This window comes from Mesorhizobium sp. C277A (genome assembly GCF_040324395.1).
Classification (GTDB): Bacteria; Pseudomonadota; Alphaproteobacteria; order Rhizobiales; family Rhizobiaceae; genus Mesorhizobium.
The window spans coordinates 112,106-130,150 of sequence record NZ_JAMYVW010000002.1 but is presented as its reverse complement, the minus strand read 5'-3'; the positions used below and the strand labels follow the sequence as shown (position 1 = coordinate 130,150).

Genomic DNA, 18,045 nt, shown 5'->3' with positions numbered 1-18,045 from the left:
GGCAGTCCCGTCCCCCGGCCCTCACCCCTCAAGCCGTCTTCTGCACCACCAGCCCTAGCTCCTCCACCATCGCCTCGCGCATCAGAAACTTCTGCGGTTTTCCCGTCACCGTCATCGGCAGTTCGGTGCGGAAGCGGATGTAGCGGGGGATTTTGTAGTGGGCGATCTGGCCGGCGCAGAAGTTCCTAATCTCCTGCTCGGTCGCGATCTGGTTGGGCTTCAGCACGATCCAGGCGCACAGCTCCTCGCCATATTTGGCGTCGGGGATACCGAACACCTGCACCTCCTTGACCTTGGGATGGCGATAGAGAAATTCCTCGACCTCTCTGGGATAGACGTTTTCGCCGCCGCGGATGACCATGTCCTTGACCCGGCCGACAATGTTGCAATAGCCCTCGGAGTCGATCGTGGCGAGATCACCGGTGTGCATCCAGCCATCGCTGTCGATCGCCTCGCGGGTTTTTTCCGCGTCGTCCCAATAACCCTTCATCACGGAATAGCCGCGTGTGCAAAGCTCCCCGGGCGTGCCGATTGCGACGGTGGCGCCACTGGCATCGATGGCCTTGACCTCGACATGCGGGTGGATGCGGCCGACGGTGGAGACGCGTTTTTCCAGCGGGTCGTCGACGCTGCTCTGGAACGACACCGGGCTGGTCTCGGTCATGCCATAGGCGATGGTCACCTCTTCCATATGCATCAGCGACACCACCTTCTTCATCACCTCGATCGGGCATGGTGAGCCCGCCATGATGCCGGTGCGCAGGCTGGAGAGATCGAAGCTGGCGAAATCCGCATGGTCGAGCATGGCGACGAACATGGTCGGTACGCCGTAGAGGCCGGTGCAGCGTTCCTGCGCCACCGCTTTCAGCGTCGCGCCGGCGTCAAAACCCTCGCCCGGGAAAACCATGGTCGCGCCCTTGGTGACGCAGCCCATCGTGCCCATCGACATGCCGAAGCAGTGATAGAGCGGCACCGGGATGCAGAGCCGGTCGTCGACGGTGAGCCTGATTGCCACGGTGACGAAATTGCCGTTGTTCACGATGTTGGTGTGGGTCAGGGTCGCGCCCTTGGGCGCGCCCGTCGTGCCCGAAGTGAACTGGATGTTGATGGCTTCGCCCGGCTTCAACCCTTCGGAGATGCGGTCGAGGCTGTCATGCTCGTCACGGCCGGCCATCGACAGCACGTCGGCGAAATTGAACATGCCGGGCGAGTTGTCATCGCCCATGCGAATGACGATCTTCAGCGCCGGCAATTTCTGCGCCCTGAGCTTGCCGGGGGTGGCCCTGGCCAGCTCCGGCGCCAGCGTCTCGAGCATGCCGAGATAGTCAGAGGTCTTGAAGCTGGCGGCGGTGACCAGCGCCTTGCAGCCGACCTTGTTGAGGGCATATTCCAGCTCCGTCAGCCGGTAGGCCGGGTTGATGTTGACCAGGATCAGGCCGATCCGAGCGGTGGCGAACTGGGTGACCAGCCATTCCCAGCGGTTAGGCGACCAGATGCCGACACGGTCGCCTTTTTCGAGGCCAAGCGCCAGGAAGCCGGCGGCGAGCGTATCGACCGTGTCCGACAGTTCGCTCCAGGTGAAGCGCTTGTCCTGGCCGACGAAGACGGCAGCATCCTGCGTGGCGTATTTGCTGACCGTGCCGGAGAAAAGCTGAGGGATCGTCTTGTCGAGCAGCGACGGGGTGCGCTCGCCGGAGACATGCGCCCTGCCATCGATCGGCGCGATGAACGCCCTGCCGCGCCCGCGCAGATTGGTGGCGTTCTTGAGCTCGTCGAGATTGATCGCCATCGCCGTCTCCTCCCGATGAGTGAGCCTAGCAGCCTGATGGGGTGGTGGAAAGTACAGGCGGTTTCCCTCCCCTCGAGGGGAGGGTGCCTCGCGAAGCGAGGCGGGTGGGGTCCTCGGCGAAGTGCTCGACTTCCTTGGTCACGGTCGACCCGGCTTGGGTCGTCTCGCGTCGAGCACTGCCGGAGCGACCCCACCCGTCCATCCGCCTTTGGCGGCTGTCCACCCTCCCCTCAAGGGGGAGGGAGCGCGCTCATCTTCGCGGCGATTTCCCGCACTAGCGCCTCATCCGCCGGCGCACGATCTTTCCGGGCAGCCACCAGGCAAGCCTGCGACTCCAGCACAACCCCATCGGCCAGCACCTTGAGATGGTTGGCGCGTAGGGTCGAGCCGGTGGTGGTGATGTCGACGATGACATCGGCGAGGCCGGCGGCCGGTGCGCCTTCGGTGGCGCCGAGGCTTTCGACGATGCGGTAGACCTGGATGCCGTGCTTTTGCGAGAAGAACTGCTGCGTGAGCCGCCAGTATTTGGTTGCGATCCTCAGTCGCCTGCCGTGGCGCTGGCGGAAATCGGCGGCGACATCGTCGAGATCGGCCATAGTATCGACGTCGAGCCAGATGCCGGGCACCGCGACCACGACATCGGCATGGCCGAAGCCGAGGCGAGCGACGATTTCGGCGCGCGCCTCCCAGTCGGCGAGGTTTTCGCGCAGCAGATCCTCGCCGGTAATGCCGAGGTCGACCGAACCTTGCCCAATCTCGCCGGCGATTTCGGACGCCGACAGGAACGCCACCTCGATGCCCTCGGCGCCGTCGATGCGGGCGCGGTACTGGCGCTCATCGCCGGGCAGGCTGACGGCAAGCCCGGCCCTGGCCAGTACCTCCACGGCCTGCTCCTTGAGCCGGCCTTTCGATGGGATCGCCAGCGTGATCATTGCGGCTCTCCCCGCAGCGCTTCGATGCGGTCGAGCCAGACAGAGAAGCCGACGCCGGGGATCGGCGTCTTGGCGCCGAGCAGGGTCAGCAGCCGGTCGTAGCGACCGCCGCCGGCCAGCGGCCGCTCGCCACCAAGTGCTGCGATCTCGAAGACGATGCCGGTGTAGTAATCCAGCGGACGGCCGAAGGCAGCGTCGTAGCGGATCGTCTTTGCAGGCAGGCCATTTGCCTCGATGGCTTTGGCGCGGGCGGCGAATTTTTCCAGCGCCGCGCCCAGCGAAAGCCCGGCAGAGGCCGCAAAACTTTCGAGCGCAGCACTCGAGCCGTCGAGCGGCACGTCGATGGCGAGAAAATCCCTGAGCGCCGCAAACGCTTCGTTCGACAACCGCACGCTGCGCAGTTCGGCCTTTTCGATCAGCCGCCGGGCAATGTCGGCGGGCGCGCGTCCGCCGGATGCCAGCAGGCCGGCCTCTTCCATGCCGCCGGCAATGTGGGCGGAAAGCGCTTCGAGATCGCCATTGAGGACAAGGGCCGCGACTTCGCCGTCAAGCTGACCGTTGCGTGGCGGGTTGGCGAGATCGGACAACGCTGCCTGCAGCATCGGCGCCGAACCGAAGGCACGCGCAAGTCGCATGCGCCAGCCGCGCGGCAGGCCGAGGGCCGCCAGCACCGCCTCGAAGATGGTCTGGTCGCCGAGCGTGATCGCAAGAGGTTGCGCCGGCAGCACCAGCTGCAGCAGCGCATGCGCATCGGCCAGCGAACGCGCATCGGCCTTGGCCGTATCGCGGTCGCCGAGATCCTCGATGCCGGCTTGGAAAAACTCGTTGCCGCCCTCGCGGCGCTGGCGGAACACTTCGCCGAGATAGCAATAGCGGCGCGGCGTGCCGGCCTGCGAGGCGATGTGGTCGAGACAGACGGGGATGGTGAATTCGGGCCGCAGACACAGCGTCTTGCCGGTCTCGCTTTCGGTGAGAAAGATGCGGCGGCGCAGATCCTCGCCGGCCATGTCGAGGAATGGGTCGGCCGGCTGCAGCACCGCGACCTCAACCGCATGGGTGTTGCGGGTGGCGAAGAGGTTTGTGATTTCGGATGCGATGGCGGGATAGCGGGAGGTCATGCGTGGCGCGAGGCACCCCCCTCTGGCCTGCCGGCCATCTCCCCCTCAAGGGGGGAGATTGGCAGCTTGGAGCGCAGCGCCTCTTCTTCAACGCCGGAGATTGGCGAAACCATGCGCGACATCCAATCTCCCCCCTTGAGGGGGAGATGGCCGGCAGGCCAGAGGGGGGCGTTCAAGCGCCACCCTTCGCACGGTCAGCGGCCTGCGCAGCCAAAATCTTCTTCACCTCGGCGACCAACTCGCTCTCCGCCACCGTGACCTGTGCCGGCCTTGCGGCGCGCCATTCGGCGTTGTCGGTGATCTCGGCCGACATGCGGGCGCCCTCGACCAGATCCTTGATCTGCAACTCGCCCTTGGCGCGCTCGTCGCCGCCCTGGATGATGGCGACCGGGCTGCCGCGGCGGTCGGCATATTTCAGCTGCGCCTTCATGCCGGCGCCGCCGAGATACATTTCGGAGCGGATGCCGGCCGCGCGCAGATCGGCCACCATCTTCTGGTAGCGACCTAGGCTTTCCGTATCCTTGTCCATCACCAGCACGACGACCGGCGCGATGACATCGGTGGTGTCCAGCTTGCCGAGGTTCTTCAGCGCCGTCATCAGGCGGGAGACGCCGATCGAAAAGCCGGTCGCCGGCACCGGCTCGCCACGGAAGCGCGAGACCAGCCCGTCATAGCGGCCGCCACCACCGACCGAACCGAAGCGCACGATCTGGCCGTCTTCGTTGGGGATTTCGGCCAGAAGCTCGGCCTCGAAAACCGGGCCGGTGTAGTATTCGAGGCCACGCACGATGGAGCGGTCCATGGCGATGCGATCTTCGCCATATCCGGCCGCCCTGACCAGGGCTTCAATCGTCGCGAGCTCGCCGACGCCTTCTTGGTAAGTCGGGTTCGAGCCCACTATGGAAACCTGGTCGACCTGTGCGTTCCTTGCCGTGGCGAGGAGAACTGCTTCAGCTTGCCCGTCGTCCAAACCAGCGCCCTTGGCGAAGTCGCCCTCGCCTTCCTTGCCGCCATCCCATCGGCCCGGCCCAAGCAGAAGCTTCACGCCTTCCGGCCCGAGCTTGTCCAGCTTGTCGATGGCGCGCAGCACGGTCAGCCGGCGGCCGGCATTGTTGTCACCGCCAAGGCCGATCGCCTCCAGCACGCCATCCAGCACCTTGCGGTTGTTGACCCGGATGACGTAGTCGCCACGCTTGATGCCAAGCGCTTCCATCACGTCGGCCATCATCATGGCCATCTCGGCGTCGGCTGCGACGCCCGGCGTACCGATCGTGTCGGCGTCGAACTGCATGAACTGGCGGAAGCGGCCCGGGCCGGGCTTTTCGTTGCGGAACACCCAGCCGGAGCGGTAGCTGCGATAGGGTTTCGGCAGCTTCTCAAAATTCTCGGCGACGTAGCGCGCCGTCGGCGCGGTCAGGTCGTAGCGCAGCGACAGCCACTGCTCATCATCGTCCTGGAAAGAAAATACGCCCTCATTAGGCCGGTCCTGGTCGGGCAGGAACTTGCCCAGCGCATCGGTGTATTCGATCAGCGGCTGGTCGGCCGGCTCGAAACCGTAGAGCTCATAGACCGAACGGATCGTGGCCATCATCTTCTCAACGGCGCGGATATCGTCCGCGCTGCGGTCGGCAAAGCCGCGCGGCAGCCGCGCTTTCGTCTTTTCCGATTTGTCGGCCATGGGATGGGTCTTTTCGCTTAGTAATCGATGACTTGTTTGGAGTGGGCGTGTCCTAACCGAAGCGGCTTTGTGCGGCAAGGGTTTGCGCTTTTTCCTTCTTCTCCGAAACAAAACGCACCAAAAGGAAACAATTCCGCCATCGGCGCGGCATCGTGCCGACACAATCAGAGCCGATAAGCGCGCCGAAACAAAGGGTTGGGGCCATGACTGCGGCACACAAGTTCGACATCAGAGACGACGGCCTGCATGAAGTCCGGCTGCGGCCGGCCGAGAGCCGTGCGCAGGTGACGGCGAGCCTCGGTCCGTTTGAGGTCACCGCCGACGAGCGCAAGGGTTCCACCATGCGCGAGGCGCTGATGACCGGATTGCTGGTGATTTATCCGGCCTTTGCGGCACTGGCGGCGATTGTGGCGGGATTGTTCCTGACTGGCGCCAGCGGGACGTGAGTTCCTTACCCTCCCCCTTGTGGGGAGGGTCGACGCGTAGCGTCGGGGTGGGGGTGCGGCGCCAAGATACCCCCACCCGCGCCTTCGGCGCGACCTCTCCACAAGGGGGAGGTAGGGGGACAGCGCCCTACTTCGGCCTCTTAAAGGCCTTGCGTTCCTTCTCCACCTGCTCCCGGCACACGCAGCCTTCGAGATGGTCGTTGACCAGACCCATCGCCTGCATGAAGGCGTAGACCGTCGTCGGGCCGACAAAGGTCCAGCCGCGCTTTTTCAACTCCTTCGAAATCCTGATCGAGACCCCTGTCGTCGGGTTGGCGCGTAGATGCGCCATGTCCACCACCGCCGGCCGCTCCTTCGGCCCCGGCTCGAACTTCCAGAACCAAGCGGCCAGCGAGCCGAACTCGTCGACCATTTCGCACGCCCGTTTGGCGTTGTTGATGGTCGAGACGATCTTGCCGCGGTGGCGGATGATGCCGGCATTGGCGACCAGGCGCTCGACATCCTCGTCGGTGAAGGCAGCGACCTTGTCGAAGTCGAAACCGGCGAAGGCCTCGCGGAAATTCTCGCGCTTGCGCAGAATGGTCAGCCAGGACAGGCCGGACTGAAAGCCTTCGAGGCAGATCTTTTCGAACAGCCTGCGGTCGTCGGCGACCGGCCGGCCCCATTCATGGTCGTGGTAGTGCAGATAGTCCGGCAGATTGCCGTGCCAGAAGCAGCGCGTGATCCCGTCGGAGCCGGTAAGCAGTCCGGTGTTGTCTTGCGCCATGGCCAATCCATCCGTTAACGCGCTTTCGCGCTGCATTTACCGCGGCTTTACCAGATTCCTGAACCCGGCGGTAACCACACCAAAAGGTTTACTGACAAAGCGGCATTTTACGCATTCCGATTCATGTTTCGGTTGTGGCTTCGCGCCAAGGATCGCGCAACCGGGGGCAAGTTCCGCCTCCGTCCGTTCGACGATCAAGGTGCGTTCCGATGAAGATCTTTTTGCGTTCCGTGCTCGGCGCCGTGGCCATTCTGGCCGCCGGCGTCACCTCGTCTGCCGCCAACGACCGCTATGCCGACAGGCCGCCGGTGATGGTGAGCCCCGACCTTTCCGCGCCCTGGGTGCTGCAGCTTGGCCGCGCGCCCGGCATCGTGCGGCAGAGCCGCCAGTTCGTGCAGCAGCAGCCACGCCTTCGCTATGCGCAGCCAGCGCGACCCGATCGGGTGCGCACTGCTTCCGTGCAGGCGCCGGCCAAGCGCGTGGTGATGCGGCCGCAGATCAATCCGCTCTATCTGCCGCAGGAAGTCGCCTATGACGGCCCGCAGAAGCCGGGCACGATCGTCATCGATACGACGCAGAACTTCCTGTTCCTGGTCGAGAAGAACGGCAAGGCGCGGCGCTATGGCGTCGGCACCGGCAAGCCTGGGTTCGAATGGTCTGGCACGCACAAGATCACCAACAAGCGCGTCTGGCCGGACTGGCGCCCGCCAGCGGAGATGATCAAGCGCGAGGCTGCCAGGGGCCGCTACCTCCCGACCTATCTGGCCGGTGGCGAAGAGAATCCGCTCGGCGCCCGCGCGCTCTATCTCGGCACGACGGAATACCGCATCCACGGCACCAACCAGCCATGGACCATCGGCGGCTCGGTATCTTCCGGCTGTATCCGCATGCGCAACGAGGACGTGGTTGACCTTTACGACAGGGTCAATGTTGGAACGACCGTGGTCGTGATATAGTCGGCTACCGAATCATCTGGTTCAGAAGGCTAGACCTTCAGGGATCGGGAAGAGTTTACGGGGGACGGGCCGTGTGGGGATGCGGCCAGTCAGGAAAGGGCAGCCCGGGAAACCGCGCTGCCCTTTCTCTTTGCGGCTATAGCTGAGCCAGGCTGCGCCAGAACGTCGCGCCAGGGGGATGACGGTTCGCTTTCACGCTGCCTTGCCGCATTTCCCCTGCTATAGGGACGGCCAAACTCCCCTGCGCCAAACTCGCTGCAAAGGTTCAGCCATGTCTCCGCCAGACGATAGCCGCTATCTCCGGGGCGGCCCGGTCGCCCAGCGCATCATGGCATCCGTGCGCGAGGATGCCGCCATCGCCACCGCCGAAGGTTTTCCGCCCAAGCTGGTGTCGATCACCGTCGGCGATACCGCTGCCGTCGATGTCTATGTGCGCAACCAGCGCGCCAAGGCCGCGCTTGCCGGCATCGGTTTCGAGGAGCGGCGGTTCCCCGCCGACATCAGCGCCGGCGAACTCGAGGCGGCGATCCACGGCCTGAACGCCGACCCGCGCGTCACCGGCATCATCATCCAGCGGCCGGTGCCGGCGCATATCCCGATCAAGACGCTGCAAGCGGCGGTGCATCCACTGAAGGACGTCGAGGGCATGCATCCGGCGTCGATCGGCAATATCGTCTACAACCAGCTCGACCTCGCGCCTTGCACGGCTGCGGCCTCGGTCGAGCTGCTCAAGGAAACCGGCCTCGACCTCAAGGGGCTCGAAGTCGTCGTCGTCGGCCATTCCGAGATCGTCGGCAAGCCGATTGCCTTCCTGCTGATGAGCGAAGGCGCAACGGTGACGGTGTGCCATCACATGACGCGCTCGGTGGCGGCACATGCGCGCCGCGCCGATGCGCTGTTCGTCGCCGTCGGCAAGCCGCGGCTGATCAAGGCCGACATGGTGAAGCCCGGTGCGGCCGTCATCGACATCGGCATCAATTCCGAGATCGGCCCGGACGGCACGAGCCGCATCGTCGGCGACGTCGACACCGAGAGCGTGAAGGAAGTCGCGTCCTGGATCACGCCGGTGCCGGGCGGCGTCGGCCCGATCACTGTGGCGATCCTCTTGCGCAACACAATGGTCGCGCTCAGCCGCCAGCGCGCGCGCTACCAGGCGACGTATGGCGTGGTGGACCGGCTGGCAGCGGAATAGCTGCTTACTCGGCGGCGACCAGGTTTCCTTCGGAGACGCCCTCCGGCTTCGGACCACCATAGGCCCAGTCGAGCAGCTTGATCGTGTGCACCACCGGCAGCTTCGCGGCGGAAGCGATCTGGGTGATGCAGCCGATGTTGCCGGTGGCGACGATTTCGGCGTCGGTCGCCTCGATGTTCTTCACCTTGCGGTCACGCAACCTTGCGGAAATCTCCGGCTGCAGGATGTTGTAGGTGCCGGCGGAGCCGCAGCACAGATGCCCCTCGCGCGGTTCGCGCACGACGAAGCCCGCCTTGGACAGCAATTCCTTCGGCTGGCGGATGATCTTCTGACCGTGCTGCATCGAGCAGGCGGAGTGATAGGCGACGACGGTGCCGGGTTTGCGCACCGGCTCGGGCAGGTCGAGGCTTGCGAGATATTCGGTAATGTCCCTGGCCAGCGCCGAGACCCGCGCGGCCTTGTCGGCATAGGCCGGATCGAGGCGCAGCATGAAGCCGTAGTCCTTGATCGTTGTGCCGCAGCCGGACGCGGTGATGACGATGGCATCGAGCCCGCCCTGGTCGATGGCACGCGTCCACGCATCGACATTCTGCCGGGCCGAGGCAAGGGCTGCTGCCTCGCGGCCCATATGATGGACAACCGCGCCACAGCAGGCTTCGCCCTGCGGCACCACGACCTCGACGCCAAGCCTGGTCAGCAATGCAATCGTCGTCTCGTTGATGGCGGGGTCGAGTACCGATTGGGCGCAGCCGGTGAGGATGGCGACGCGGCCTCTCTTCGTCCCCTGCCCGGCATGAATGCCGGAAGAGGCCATTGGCGAGACCGTCGGGATCGAGGCCGGTGCCAGCTTCAGCATCGCGCTGAGCGGCTTCAGGGCCGACACCTTTTCGAACAGACGAATGAATGGCTTGCCGAGTCTCGCCAATTTCAGCGCGGCGCGAAAGCGCGCGGGATAGGGCAGCACGAAGGCCAGCATGGCGCGGGTGAGCCGGTCGAGCAGCGGCCGCTTGTAAGTTTCCTCGATATGGGCGCGGGCATGGTCGACCAAGTGCATGTAATTGACGCCCGACGGGCAGGTCGTCATGCAGGCGAGGCAGGACAGGCAGCGGTCGATATGGGTGACGATCTCCTTGTCGGCCGGGCGGCCGTTCTCCAGCATGTCCTTGATGAGATAGATCCGCCCGCGTGGCGAATCCAGCTCGTTGCCCAATGTCACATAGGTCGGGCAAGTGGCGGTGCAGAAGCCGCAATGCACGCATTTGCGCAGGATCTTCTCCGATTCCGCGACATGCGGATCAGCAAGCTGGGCAAGGGAGAAGTTGGTTTGCATTATCTTAGCCTTGGGCCATGCGGCCGGGATTGAGGATGGACTTGGGATCGAACTCGGCCTTGAGCCGCGCCGACAGTGCGGCCAGATGCGGCGCCTGCGGCTCGAACACCGGAACGGCGGCGCGATACGAAGGGGTGGCGCGCACCAGCGTCGCGTGGCCGCCGCGATGCTTTCTGATCAGCCCGCGCAGCAGGGCGGCCTCGGGATCGCCCTCCTCCATGCGCAGCCAGACCAGCCCGCCCTGCCAGTCGTAGAAGGCGCTGACACCGATCTGCATGCGCAGCGTCAGCACCATCTGATGGGCCTGAGACGGCGCCATGGAGACGCGCCAGACCGGCTTTTCGCTACGGTCGGCGAATGGCGTGCAGTCCCTTATGTCACGCCAGAGGGTATGCGATGTCTCACCTGCGATCTCCTGCAGCGGGCCGGCATTTTTCAGCAGGGTCTTCAGCGCCTCAATGCGATAGGCGACCGATGGGCCAAACCCTTCGACGCGCAGCAGCGTTGCAGCGTCAGTGCCTAGACTGCCCCCGGCAATGCGCGCGGCGATGCGTTCGGGCAGATGGGCCGCGCTCGACACTTCGGCGCTGGAGCCGAGCGCCAGCGCCATGGCGGCAGAGGCGGCATCGTCGAGTAGGCCGCGCATGGCAAGCGTCACCTCGGTCTCGGCCGCCGGCAGCACCTTGAAGGTGACATCGGTGAACACGGCCAGCGTGCCCCAGCTGTTGGCCATCAGCTTCGACAGATCGTAGCCGGTGACATTCTTGACGACGCGGCCGCCGGACTTGAAGGCCTCGCCGCGTCCGGCAACCGCATTGATTCCCAGAATATGGTCTCGTGCAGCCCCCGCCTTCAGCCGGCGCGGGCCGGACAGGTTCGCGGCGAGCACGCTGCCGATCGTGCCCTTGCCGGGCTCGCCGCCGAGTAAAGGACCGTAATCCATCGGTTCGAAGGCGAGTTGCTGGCCGCTTTCGGCGAGCAGGTTTTCGATCTCGGAAAGCGGCGTGCCGGCCTTGGCCGACAGTACCAACTCGGCCGGCTCGTAGAGGGTGACGCCGGTGAGCTTCGAAAGATCGAGCGTGTGTTCGCTCTGCTGTGGCCGGCCGATGCCGCGCTTGGAGCCGTGGCCGATGATTTCCAAAGGTGACTCTTCCGCCGCCGCCCATTGGACGGTGGAGAGGATCTCGGCCGATGTGGTGGGGGTGAAGGTCGTCATGGCGAAGATGGGTCGAGTTCCTTCGCGCCCCCCTCTGTCCTGCCGGACATCTCCCCCACTTGGGGGGAGATTAGCAGCTTTGGCGACCGCGCCTCTCTAGCAACGTCGAAGGTTGGCGAAGGCAGAGATGACTGGTGATCTCCCCCCTTGTGGGTGAGATGTCCGGCAGGACAGAGGGGGGCGCGAAGGATCGCCGACGTGAGACATTCCGCCCCCATCAAAACCTCGGAATATCCGGAAATGCCAGCTGCCCCCGATGCACGTGCATGCGCCCAAGCTCCGCACAGCGGCGCAGTTGTGGAAACACTTTTCCCGGGTTAAGCAGATGGTTGGGATCGAAGGCGCATTTGACGCGCATTTGTTGGTCGAGGTCGATCTGGTTGAACATCTCCGGCATCAAATCGCGCTTCTCGACGCCGACGCCGTGCTCGCCGGTCAAGACGCCGCCGACCTTGACGCAGAGCCGCAAGATGTCGGCGCCAAAACTTTCCGCCTTGTCGAGTTCGCCCGGCACGTTGGCGTCGTAGAGGATCAGCGGATGCAGATTGCCGTCGCCGGCGTGGAAGACGTTGGCGACGCCGAGGCCGTATTTCTCCGACAGTTCGCGCATGCCGGCGAGCACACCCGGCAATTCCTTGCGCGGGATGGTGCCATCCATGCAGTAATAGTCGGGCGAGATGCGGCCGACCGCCGGGAAGGCCGCCTTGCGGCCAGCCCAGAAACTCAGCCGCTCCTGTTCGGATTGCGAGATGCGACAGGTGGTGGAGCTGTTCCTATAGGCGATCGCTTCGACGAGACCGATCAGGTGATCGACCTCGACGCCCGGCCCGTCGAGTTCGACGATCAGCAGCGCCTCGACATCAAGGGGGTAGCCAGCATTAACGAAATCCTCCGCGGCATGGATTGCCGGCCGGTCCATCATCTCCATGCCGCCGGGGATAATGCCGGCGCCGATGATGTCGGCGACGCACTGGCCGCCCTGCTCGCTGGTCGGAAAGCCGATCAGCAGAGCGCGGGCCGTCTCCGGCTTTTTCAGGATGCGCACGGTGACCTCGGTGACGACGCCGAGCAGGCCTTCGGACCCCGTCATGACGCCGAGGAGATCATAGCCTTCCGAGTCCAGATGATTGCCGCCAAGCCGCACCACCTCGCCGTTCATCAGCACCATCTCGATGCCGAGCACATTGTTGGCGGTCAGGCCGTATTTCAGGCAGTGCACGCCGCCGGAATTTTCCGCGACATTGCCGCCGATCGAGCAGGCGATCTGCGAGGATGGATCGGGCGCATAGTAGAAGCCCTCCTGCTCGACGGCGGTGGTGATGCCGAGATTGGTGACGCCGGGCTGAGCGACGACGACGCGATCGGGATAGTCGATGGCAAGGATGCGGTTGAAGCGGCTCATGACCAGCAGCACGGCATCCTCGAGCGGCAACGCGCCGCCCGACAATGAGGTTCCGGAGCCGCGCGGCACGACACGGATGTTGCGGTCGTTGCAGTATTTCAGCACCCGCGACACCTGCGCCACCGTTTCCGGCAGCACCACGACCAGCGGCAATTGCCGGTAGGCGGTGAGGCCGTCGCTTTCGAAGGCGCGCATCTCATTGGTGGCGTCGACGACGCCCTCGCCCGGCACGATGATGCGCATGTCGGCGACGATCTCCGCCCGCCTTCGCATAGTGGCGTCGTCTGGCTTGGGCATGACAAGGCCGGACATCGGCGGCGTTCTCCGCTTGGCTGGTAAAAATCTTTTACCAATTACATTCGGATGTTGCAAACACCGCGTCGGGCAAAGAGCGTACTGCCCGCCTTCCGCAGCGGCAATCTGCCGCTATTCACCCTCCCCCTTGTGGGGAGGGTCGCGAACGCAGTGAGCGGGGTGGGGGTCCGCGCGACGAAAGCTCTTTACGAGCACCCCCACCCCGATCCGCTATGCGGATCGACCCTCCCCACAAGGGGGAGGGTAAAGTGCGCTCCTACTCCCCCGGATGTTTCGCCGGCTCGGAGTGCATCCGCCTCACTCGCCGCCCCCCCCACCAGACCAGCACGATGGCGACCGGCACCGAGGCGGCGGTGACGACTTCGGGCGCAATGGCATGGCCGAAGATCGAGGCGCCCTTGGCAAGGTAGGAGATCAGACCGACGACATAGTAGGACACTGCTGCCACCGACAGGCCCTCGACCGTCTGCTGCAACCGCAGTTGCAGCCGGGCGCGGTTGTTCATCGACGCCAGCAGATCGCGGTTCTGCTTCTCGACCTCGACATCAACCCACGTGCGCAGCAGCGTCGTGGCGCGGGTTAGTTTGCGCGACAGGTTGGCCTGGCGCTCCTCGACCGAACGGCAGGTGCGCATGGCAGGCGCCACCCGCCGCTGCAGGAAGCCGCCCCAAGTGTCGTAGCCGGGCACGGCTTCTTCGTCCAGCGCCTCCAGCCGCTCGACAACGATGCCGTCATAGGCGCGGCTGGCGCCGAAGCGATAGAGGCTGGAGGCGGCATCGGCTTCCAGCTCGGCGGCAAGCTCGGTCAGGTCGGCGAGCAGCGTCTGGCTGTCGCGGGTTTCAGTGACCTTCATTTCCAGCGTGGTCTGCGCCAACCGGTCTTCGATGCGGCGGGCGCGGCTCGACAGGGTCAGCGCCAGCGGCAGGCCGAGCATGGCAAGCGTGCGGTAGGTCTCGACGTCGATCAGCCGCTGCGACAGCGCCCCGGTCCGCGCCGGCGTCAGGCCGCGATCAAGCACCAGGATGCGGGTCAGGCCGTCGCCGTCCTGGCGGAAATCGGTGACGATGGCCGCATTGCCGCGCTCGACCAGCGAATAGCAGAGGCTCGTCGGGTCGAAGGCCGCAATCAGCTTCTCGCTTGCCGGCGTCCATTTGCGGATCTCCAGCCTTATGCCTGAGATCACCGTTCCCGGCGGCGAGAACCCGTTGCCGAAAGGAGAATCCTCCTGCGCCCTGCCGCTTTCGGCAAGCGGCCCTTCCCAAAGATAGGTCGAGAATTCCGTATGCCGCTCCCAGCGCAGCGTGCCCTTGCCCCACTTCATGGCGTGGTGGCGGGCATGACGGTCGGGCGCCGCGATGCCGAGGCGCCGCGACAGTTCGGAGAGCACGGCCATGTCGACGCCGGAGCCGCCCTCGGTCATGAAGGCGAGTTGCACAAGCACGCGCGGCTTCTCGATCAGCGGATGCGGCCGGGCATGGACCTCGCCGATCGCGCCGGGCCGTCCCTCATGCGCGGGAAAGCCCATCACGCTGCCCTGGGCGCGCGGCTGGAATTCGAGGTTGGACGTCTCGTCCGACACGGTGGTCCCCCTGTTCTCGACCCTTCGTGTGATGGCGTCCTCTAAAGGCAATCCATGAGGCGCGTAAACACCAAAGTCTAGCATCGTAGGTCCTGCCGGCGCGACGCGCAGACCGACCCGATTGGGCAAATTGGATAAATAATTTGACCAGTTGGCGACGCTGGCTTTATCTTGCGCGACGCCGGTTCAATTTCCCAGGCCCCCGTTGAGCGATATTTTCTCCAGGATCGAGCATTCGCGCACCGCCGACGAGGTGGTGCAGCAGATCGAAAGCCTGATCCTTGAAGGCGTGCTGCGCACCGGCGACCGGCTGCCGGGCGAGCGCGAGCTGGCGCGCCAGTTCGACGTGTCGCGGCCGATCCTGCGCGATGCGCTGAAGGCGCTGGAAGGGCGCGGGCTGCTGATCACCAAGGCCGGCGGCGGCACCCATGTCGCCGACGTCATCGGCCAGTTGTTCACCAAGCCGGTGACCGACCTCATCTCGATGCACCGCAAGGCGGTGACCGACTATCTGGAATACCGCCGCGAGATCGAAGGTGTTGCGGCCGAATATGCGGCGCGGCGCGCGACAGCGGACGACATTGCGCTGCTCGACCGCATCGTGGCGCGCATGGACGAGGCGCACCGCACCGGCGATTTCGACGACGAGGCGGAAATCGACGTCGAGTTCCACCATGCTGTGTGCGAATGCGCGCACAACATCATCCTCTTGCACACGCTGCGCTCCTGCTACCGGCTGCTGTCTGAAGGCGTGTTCCAGAACCGGCTTCTGGTGTTCAGCGTGCCCGGAGCGCGCGAGGCGCTGCTGGCCCAGCACGGCGCGATCTACAAAGCCGTGAAGGCCGGCGATCCCTCAGCTGCCCGCCAAGCGGCGATGGACCATATCTCCTATGTCGAGCGCTCGATGCTCGAGGCCGAACGCAGCGGCGACTGGCAGCGCGTGTCGCGGCTCAGGCTTAAGCAGCGCTCCGACGCCGACGACGGCTTCAACACGACTGGCTAACGAGGAACCACCATGAGCGACATCCTCACCATTGCCGATCTCAAGGACCTGGCGCGCCGGCGGGTGCCGAAGATGTTCTTCGACTATGCCGATTCCGGCGCCTGGACCGAAAGCACCTACCGCGCCAACGAAGAGGACTTCCAGAAGATAAAATTCCGTCAGCGCGTACTGGTCGACATGAGCAACCGCTCGCTGGAATCGACCATGATCGGCGAGAAAGTGGCGATGCCGGTGGCGCTTGCCCCAACTGGAATGACCGGCATGCAGCATGCCGATGGCGAGATGCTGGCCGCGCAGGCGGCAGAGGAATTCGGCGTGCCGTTCACGCTGTCGACGATGAGCATCTGCTCGATCGAGGATGTCGCGTCGGTGACCAAGAAGCCGTTCTGGTTCCAGCTCTACGTGCTTCGCGACAAGGATTTCGTGCTCGACCTGATCGACAGGGCGAAGGCTGCAAAATGCTCGGCGCTGGTGTTGACGCTCGACCTGCAGATCTTGGGGCAGCGCCACAAGGATGTCCGCAACGGGCTGTCGGCGCCGCCCAAGATGACGCTGGCCAACATTGCCAACATCGCCATGCGGCCACGCTGGCTGATGGGCATTGCCGGCACCAAGCGCCGCACCTTCCGCAACATTGTCGGCCATGCCAAGGGCGTCGGCGACGTCGCTTCGCTGGCATCGTGGACGACGGAGCAGTTCGACCCGCATCTGTCGTGGAAGGATGTCGCCTGGATCAAGGAACGTTGGGGCGGCAAGCTGATCCTGAAAGGCATTCTCGACAAGGAGGACGCGCTGATGGCGGTCGAGACCGGCGCCGACGCCATCATCGTTTCCAACCATGGCGGGCGCCAGCTCGACGGCGCATCGTCGTCAATCATGGCGCTGGAAGAGATCGCCGATGCCGTCGGCGACAGGATCGAGGTGCATATGGACGGCGGCATCCGCTCGGGCCAGGACGTGCTGAAGGCGCTTTGCCTCGGCGCCAAGGGCACCTATATCGGCCGCCCGTTCCTGTACGGATTGGGCGCCATGGGCAAGCAAGGCGTGACCCTGGCGCTGGACATCATCCGCAAGGAGATGGACATCACGCTGGCACTGTGCGGCAAGCGGCTGGTGACCGACATGGGCAAGGACCAGTTGCGGCGCTAGGGTCTTGTTCACCGATTAGACCCTAGCCTCGCTGGATCACGGAGACGAAGCCGCCTTGACCGAGACCGGCATCCACTACCTCGACGCGCGCGCACCCGATGGCATGCGCCTCTATGCGATCGGCGACGTGCATGGCCGGCTCGATCTGCTCGCCGCCATGCATCGCCGCATCGAGAGCGAACTCGAATACAAGCCGACCAGCGATTGGCGCGTCATCCACCTCGGCGACTATGTCGACCGCGGACCAGAGTCCAAGGGCGTCATAGACTTCCTGATCGAGGCACAGAAACGCGATCCGCGGCATCTGATGCTCGCCGGCAACCACGATATCGGCTTCCTCGACTTTCTCGACGAGCCTGACCCGGAAGGGCTGTTCATCCGTTATGGCGGCGTGCAGACGGCACAATCCTATGGTGTCGACTTAGCGGGACACGCAAGCTGGTTCGGCAAGGCCGAGGCGTTACGGCGGGGACACCAGGCACTGGTCAATGCTGTACCGCAAGCCCATGTCGACTTCCTGCGGTCGCTGCAATTGTCACTGATATCAGGTGATTTCTTCTTATGCCATGCCGGCGTCAGGCCTGACGTGCCGCTGGCGAGCCAGAGCCCGCAGGATCTGGTCTGGATCCGCGACGTCTTCCACAACCATCCAGGGCTTTACCCGAAGGTGATCGTGCACGGCCACACACCGGTGCCGCAGGCGGAGGTGATGCCGAACCGCGTCAATGTCGACACACTCGCCTGGCAGTCAGGCATGCTCAGCGCGCTCGCCGTGGACGGCGCGGACAAGCGTATCCTGACTGTGCAGGGAAAAGCGTTTTAGCGAAGCGCGGCGGTGACGCCGTAGCCGTCGACGGCCTGATGGTTGTTGGCTGCATCGGCGGAATAAATGCCGAGACCGCACAAAACGATGGCAGACAGCATGACAAAGGACAGAAGCGCTGCTTTCACGGACGTCATCTCTAGTTGAGCTTCCTGCATCTGGGCACGAGGCGGTTACCAATGGGTTGAAACCGAGAATTCGTCTCAAAGTTTCGACGATTTCGCGTTTGTAGGTCGATTCTGTATCGGCGGTGTGTCGCGCGGATCACACAGAAGGTTCATCGCGGTTGCATTGCCGTTGCATAGCGCGCGCCTTGTAGGATAGCGTTCGGCCACAAACCAAGGACGAAAG

The 18,045-nt window shown here is 64.5% G+C and carries 16 protein-coding genes; 6 read left to right on the top strand and 10 right to left on the bottom strand.

Features of this window, described 5'->3' with window-relative positions; translation table 11 throughout:
- Positions 1-28: 28 nt before the first annotated feature.
- The 4 genes from NKK52_RS00675 to hisS all read right to left on the bottom strand — a co-directional run bounded on the left by NKK52_RS00675 (position 29) and on the right by hisS (position 5,517).
- Complete coding sequence (locus NKK52_RS00675; protein ID WP_023681826.1) at positions 29-1,789, bottom strand: AMP-binding protein; 1,761 nt, start codon at positions 1,787-1,789, stop codon at positions 29-31.
- 230 nt (positions 1,790-2,019) lie between these two features.
- Positions 2,020-2,721, bottom strand: coding sequence for an ATP phosphoribosyltransferase (gene hisG / locus NKK52_RS00670; RefSeq protein ID WP_023681827.1), 702 nt, complete (start codon positions 2,719-2,721; stop codon positions 2,020-2,022).
- Positions 2,718-3,839 (bottom strand): ATP phosphoribosyltransferase regulatory subunit, encoded by a 1,122-nt coding sequence (locus tag NKK52_RS00665; RefSeq protein ID WP_023681828.1) that lies wholly within the window; start codon positions 3,837-3,839, stop codon positions 2,718-2,720. Before NKK52_RS00665 ends, hisG begins: the two co-directional genes overlap by 4 nt.
- Positions 3,840-4,011: 172 nt before the next feature.
- Positions 4,012-5,517 (bottom strand): histidine--tRNA ligase, encoded by a 1,506-nt coding sequence (hisS, locus tag NKK52_RS00660; RefSeq protein WP_023681829.1) that lies wholly within the window; start codon positions 5,515-5,517, stop codon positions 4,012-4,014.
- Positions 5,518-5,720: 203 nt separating this feature from the next.
- Between hisS and NKK52_RS00655 the strand changes: the two genes are divergently transcribed.
- The gene (locus NKK52_RS00655) at positions 5,721-5,963 is read left to right on the top strand and encodes a hypothetical protein (protein ID WP_023681830.1); all 243 of its coding nucleotides are present in this window, start codon (positions 5,721-5,723) and stop codon (positions 5,961-5,963) included.
- Between the two features lie 127 nt (positions 5,964-6,090).
- On the opposite strand, the gene NKK52_RS00650 is transcribed toward NKK52_RS00655, so the two are convergent.
- Positions 6,091-6,729: a DNA-3-methyladenine glycosylase I gene (locus tag NKK52_RS00650; protein ID WP_023670545.1), complete on the bottom strand. Its 639-nt coding sequence runs from the start codon at positions 6,727-6,729 to the stop codon at positions 6,091-6,093.
- 209 nt (positions 6,730-6,938) lie between these two features.
- On the opposite strand from NKK52_RS00650, the gene NKK52_RS00645 reads away from it, so the two are divergent.
- Together NKK52_RS00645 and NKK52_RS00640 are read left to right on the top strand one after the other, a co-directional pair.
- Positions 6,939-7,685 carry a L,D-transpeptidase gene (locus NKK52_RS00645; RefSeq protein WP_023681831.1) on the top strand — a complete coding sequence of 249 codons (747 nt, stop codon included), beginning with the start codon at positions 6,939-6,941 and terminating at the stop codon, positions 7,683-7,685.
- A gap of 271 nt (positions 7,686-7,956) precedes the next feature.
- A complete protein-coding gene (locus NKK52_RS00640; protein WP_023670547.1) occupies positions 7,957-8,877 on the top strand; it encodes a bifunctional 5,10-methylenetetrahydrofolate dehydrogenase/5,10-methenyltetrahydrofolate cyclohydrolase in 921 nt (306 codons plus the stop codon).
- Between the two features lie 4 nt (positions 8,878-8,881).
- Here the strand turns inward: NKK52_RS00640 and glcF are convergent, their stop codons facing one another.
- The 4 genes from glcF to NKK52_RS00620 form a co-directional block, all read right to left on the bottom strand.
- Positions 8,882-10,207, bottom strand: a complete 1,326-nt coding sequence (gene glcF / locus NKK52_RS00635) for a glycolate oxidase subunit GlcF (protein ID WP_023681832.1) — start codon at positions 10,205-10,207, stop codon at positions 8,882-8,884.
- 4 nt (positions 10,208-10,211) lie between these two features.
- Complete coding sequence (locus tag NKK52_RS00630; RefSeq protein ID WP_023681833.1) at positions 10,212-11,423, bottom strand: FAD-binding protein; 1,212 nt, start codon at positions 11,421-11,423, stop codon at positions 10,212-10,214.
- A 217-nt stretch (positions 11,424-11,640) separates the two neighbouring features.
- Positions 11,641-13,137, bottom strand: coding sequence for an FAD-linked oxidase C-terminal domain-containing protein (locus NKK52_RS00625; RefSeq protein WP_023701295.1), 1,497 nt, complete (start codon positions 13,135-13,137; stop codon positions 11,641-11,643).
- A 259-nt stretch (positions 13,138-13,396) separates the two neighbouring features.
- A complete protein-coding gene (locus NKK52_RS00620; RefSeq protein ID WP_023681834.1) occupies positions 13,397-14,719 on the bottom strand; it encodes a DUF3422 family protein in 1,323 nt (440 codons plus the stop codon).
- A gap of 205 nt (positions 14,720-14,924) precedes the next feature.
- Between NKK52_RS00620 and NKK52_RS00615 the strand changes: the two genes are divergently transcribed.
- The 3 genes from NKK52_RS00615 to NKK52_RS00605 are packed head-to-tail and all read left to right on the top strand — an operon-like array spanning position 14,925 to position 17,694.
- The gene (locus NKK52_RS00615) at positions 14,925-15,722 is read left to right on the top strand and encodes an FCD domain-containing protein (RefSeq protein ID WP_023681835.1); all 798 of its coding nucleotides are present in this window, start codon (positions 14,925-14,927) and stop codon (positions 15,720-15,722) included.
- A 12-nt stretch (positions 15,723-15,734) separates the two neighbouring features.
- Positions 15,735-16,871, top strand: a complete 1,137-nt coding sequence (locus NKK52_RS00610) for an alpha-hydroxy acid oxidase (protein ID WP_023681836.1) — start codon at positions 15,735-15,737, stop codon at positions 16,869-16,871.
- A 55-nt stretch (positions 16,872-16,926) separates the two neighbouring features.
- Complete coding sequence (locus NKK52_RS00605) at positions 16,927-17,694, top strand: metallophosphoesterase family protein (RefSeq protein WP_023681837.1); 768 nt, start codon at positions 16,927-16,929, stop codon at positions 17,692-17,694.
- On the opposite strand, the gene NKK52_RS00600 is transcribed toward NKK52_RS00605, so the two are convergent.
- Entirely contained in the window at positions 17,691-17,831 is a 141-nt protein-coding gene (locus NKK52_RS00600; RefSeq protein WP_006206855.1) for a hypothetical protein, read from the bottom strand. The genes NKK52_RS00605 and NKK52_RS00600 overlap by 4 nt on opposite strands.
- Between the last annotated feature and the right edge of the window lie 214 nt (positions 17,832-18,045).

What these genes read in the sequence shown, in the direction of transcription:
- NKK52_RS00675 (WP_023681826.1), bottom strand. Translation starts at nt 1,789, where the DNA reads ATGGCGATCAATCTCGACGAGCTCAAGAACGCCACCAATCTGCGCGGG.
- hisG (WP_023681827.1), bottom strand. Translation starts at nt 2,721, where the DNA reads ATGATCACGCTGGCGATCCCATCGAAAGGCCGGCTCAAGGAGCAGGCC.
- NKK52_RS00665 (WP_023681828.1), bottom strand. Translation starts at nt 3,839, where the DNA reads ATGACCTCCCGCTATCCCGCCATCGCATCCGAAATCACAAACCTCTTC.
- hisS (WP_023681829.1), bottom strand. Translation starts at nt 5,517, where the DNA reads ATGGCCGACAAATCGGAAAAGACGAAAGCGCGGCTGCCGCGCGGCTTT.
- NKK52_RS00655 (WP_023681830.1), top strand. Translation starts at nt 5,721, where the DNA reads ATGACTGCGGCACACAAGTTCGACATCAGAGACGACGGCCTGCATGAA.
- NKK52_RS00650 (WP_023670545.1), bottom strand. Translation starts at nt 6,729, where the DNA reads ATGGCGCAAGACAACACCGGACTGCTTACCGGCTCCGACGGGATCACG.
- NKK52_RS00645 (WP_023681831.1), top strand. Translation starts at nt 6,939, where the DNA reads ATGAAGATCTTTTTGCGTTCCGTGCTCGGCGCCGTGGCCATTCTGGCC.
- NKK52_RS00640 (WP_023670547.1), top strand. Translation starts at nt 7,957, where the DNA reads ATGTCTCCGCCAGACGATAGCCGCTATCTCCGGGGCGGCCCGGTCGCC.
- glcF (WP_023681832.1), bottom strand. Translation starts at nt 10,207, where the DNA reads ATGCAAACCAACTTCTCCCTTGCCCAGCTTGCTGATCCGCATGTCGCG.
- NKK52_RS00630 (WP_023681833.1), bottom strand. Translation starts at nt 11,423, where the DNA reads ATGACGACCTTCACCCCCACCACATCGGCCGAGATCCTCTCCACCGTC.
- NKK52_RS00625 (WP_023701295.1), bottom strand. Translation starts at nt 13,137, where the DNA reads ATGTCCGGCCTTGTCATGCCCAAGCCAGACGACGCCACTATGCGAAGG.
- NKK52_RS00610 (WP_023681836.1), top strand. Translation starts at nt 15,735, where the DNA reads ATGAGCGACATCCTCACCATTGCCGATCTCAAGGACCTGGCGCGCCGG.
- NKK52_RS00600 (WP_006206855.1), bottom strand. Translation starts at nt 17,831, where the DNA reads ATGACGTCCGTGAAAGCAGCGCTTCTGTCCTTTGTCATGCTGTCTGCC.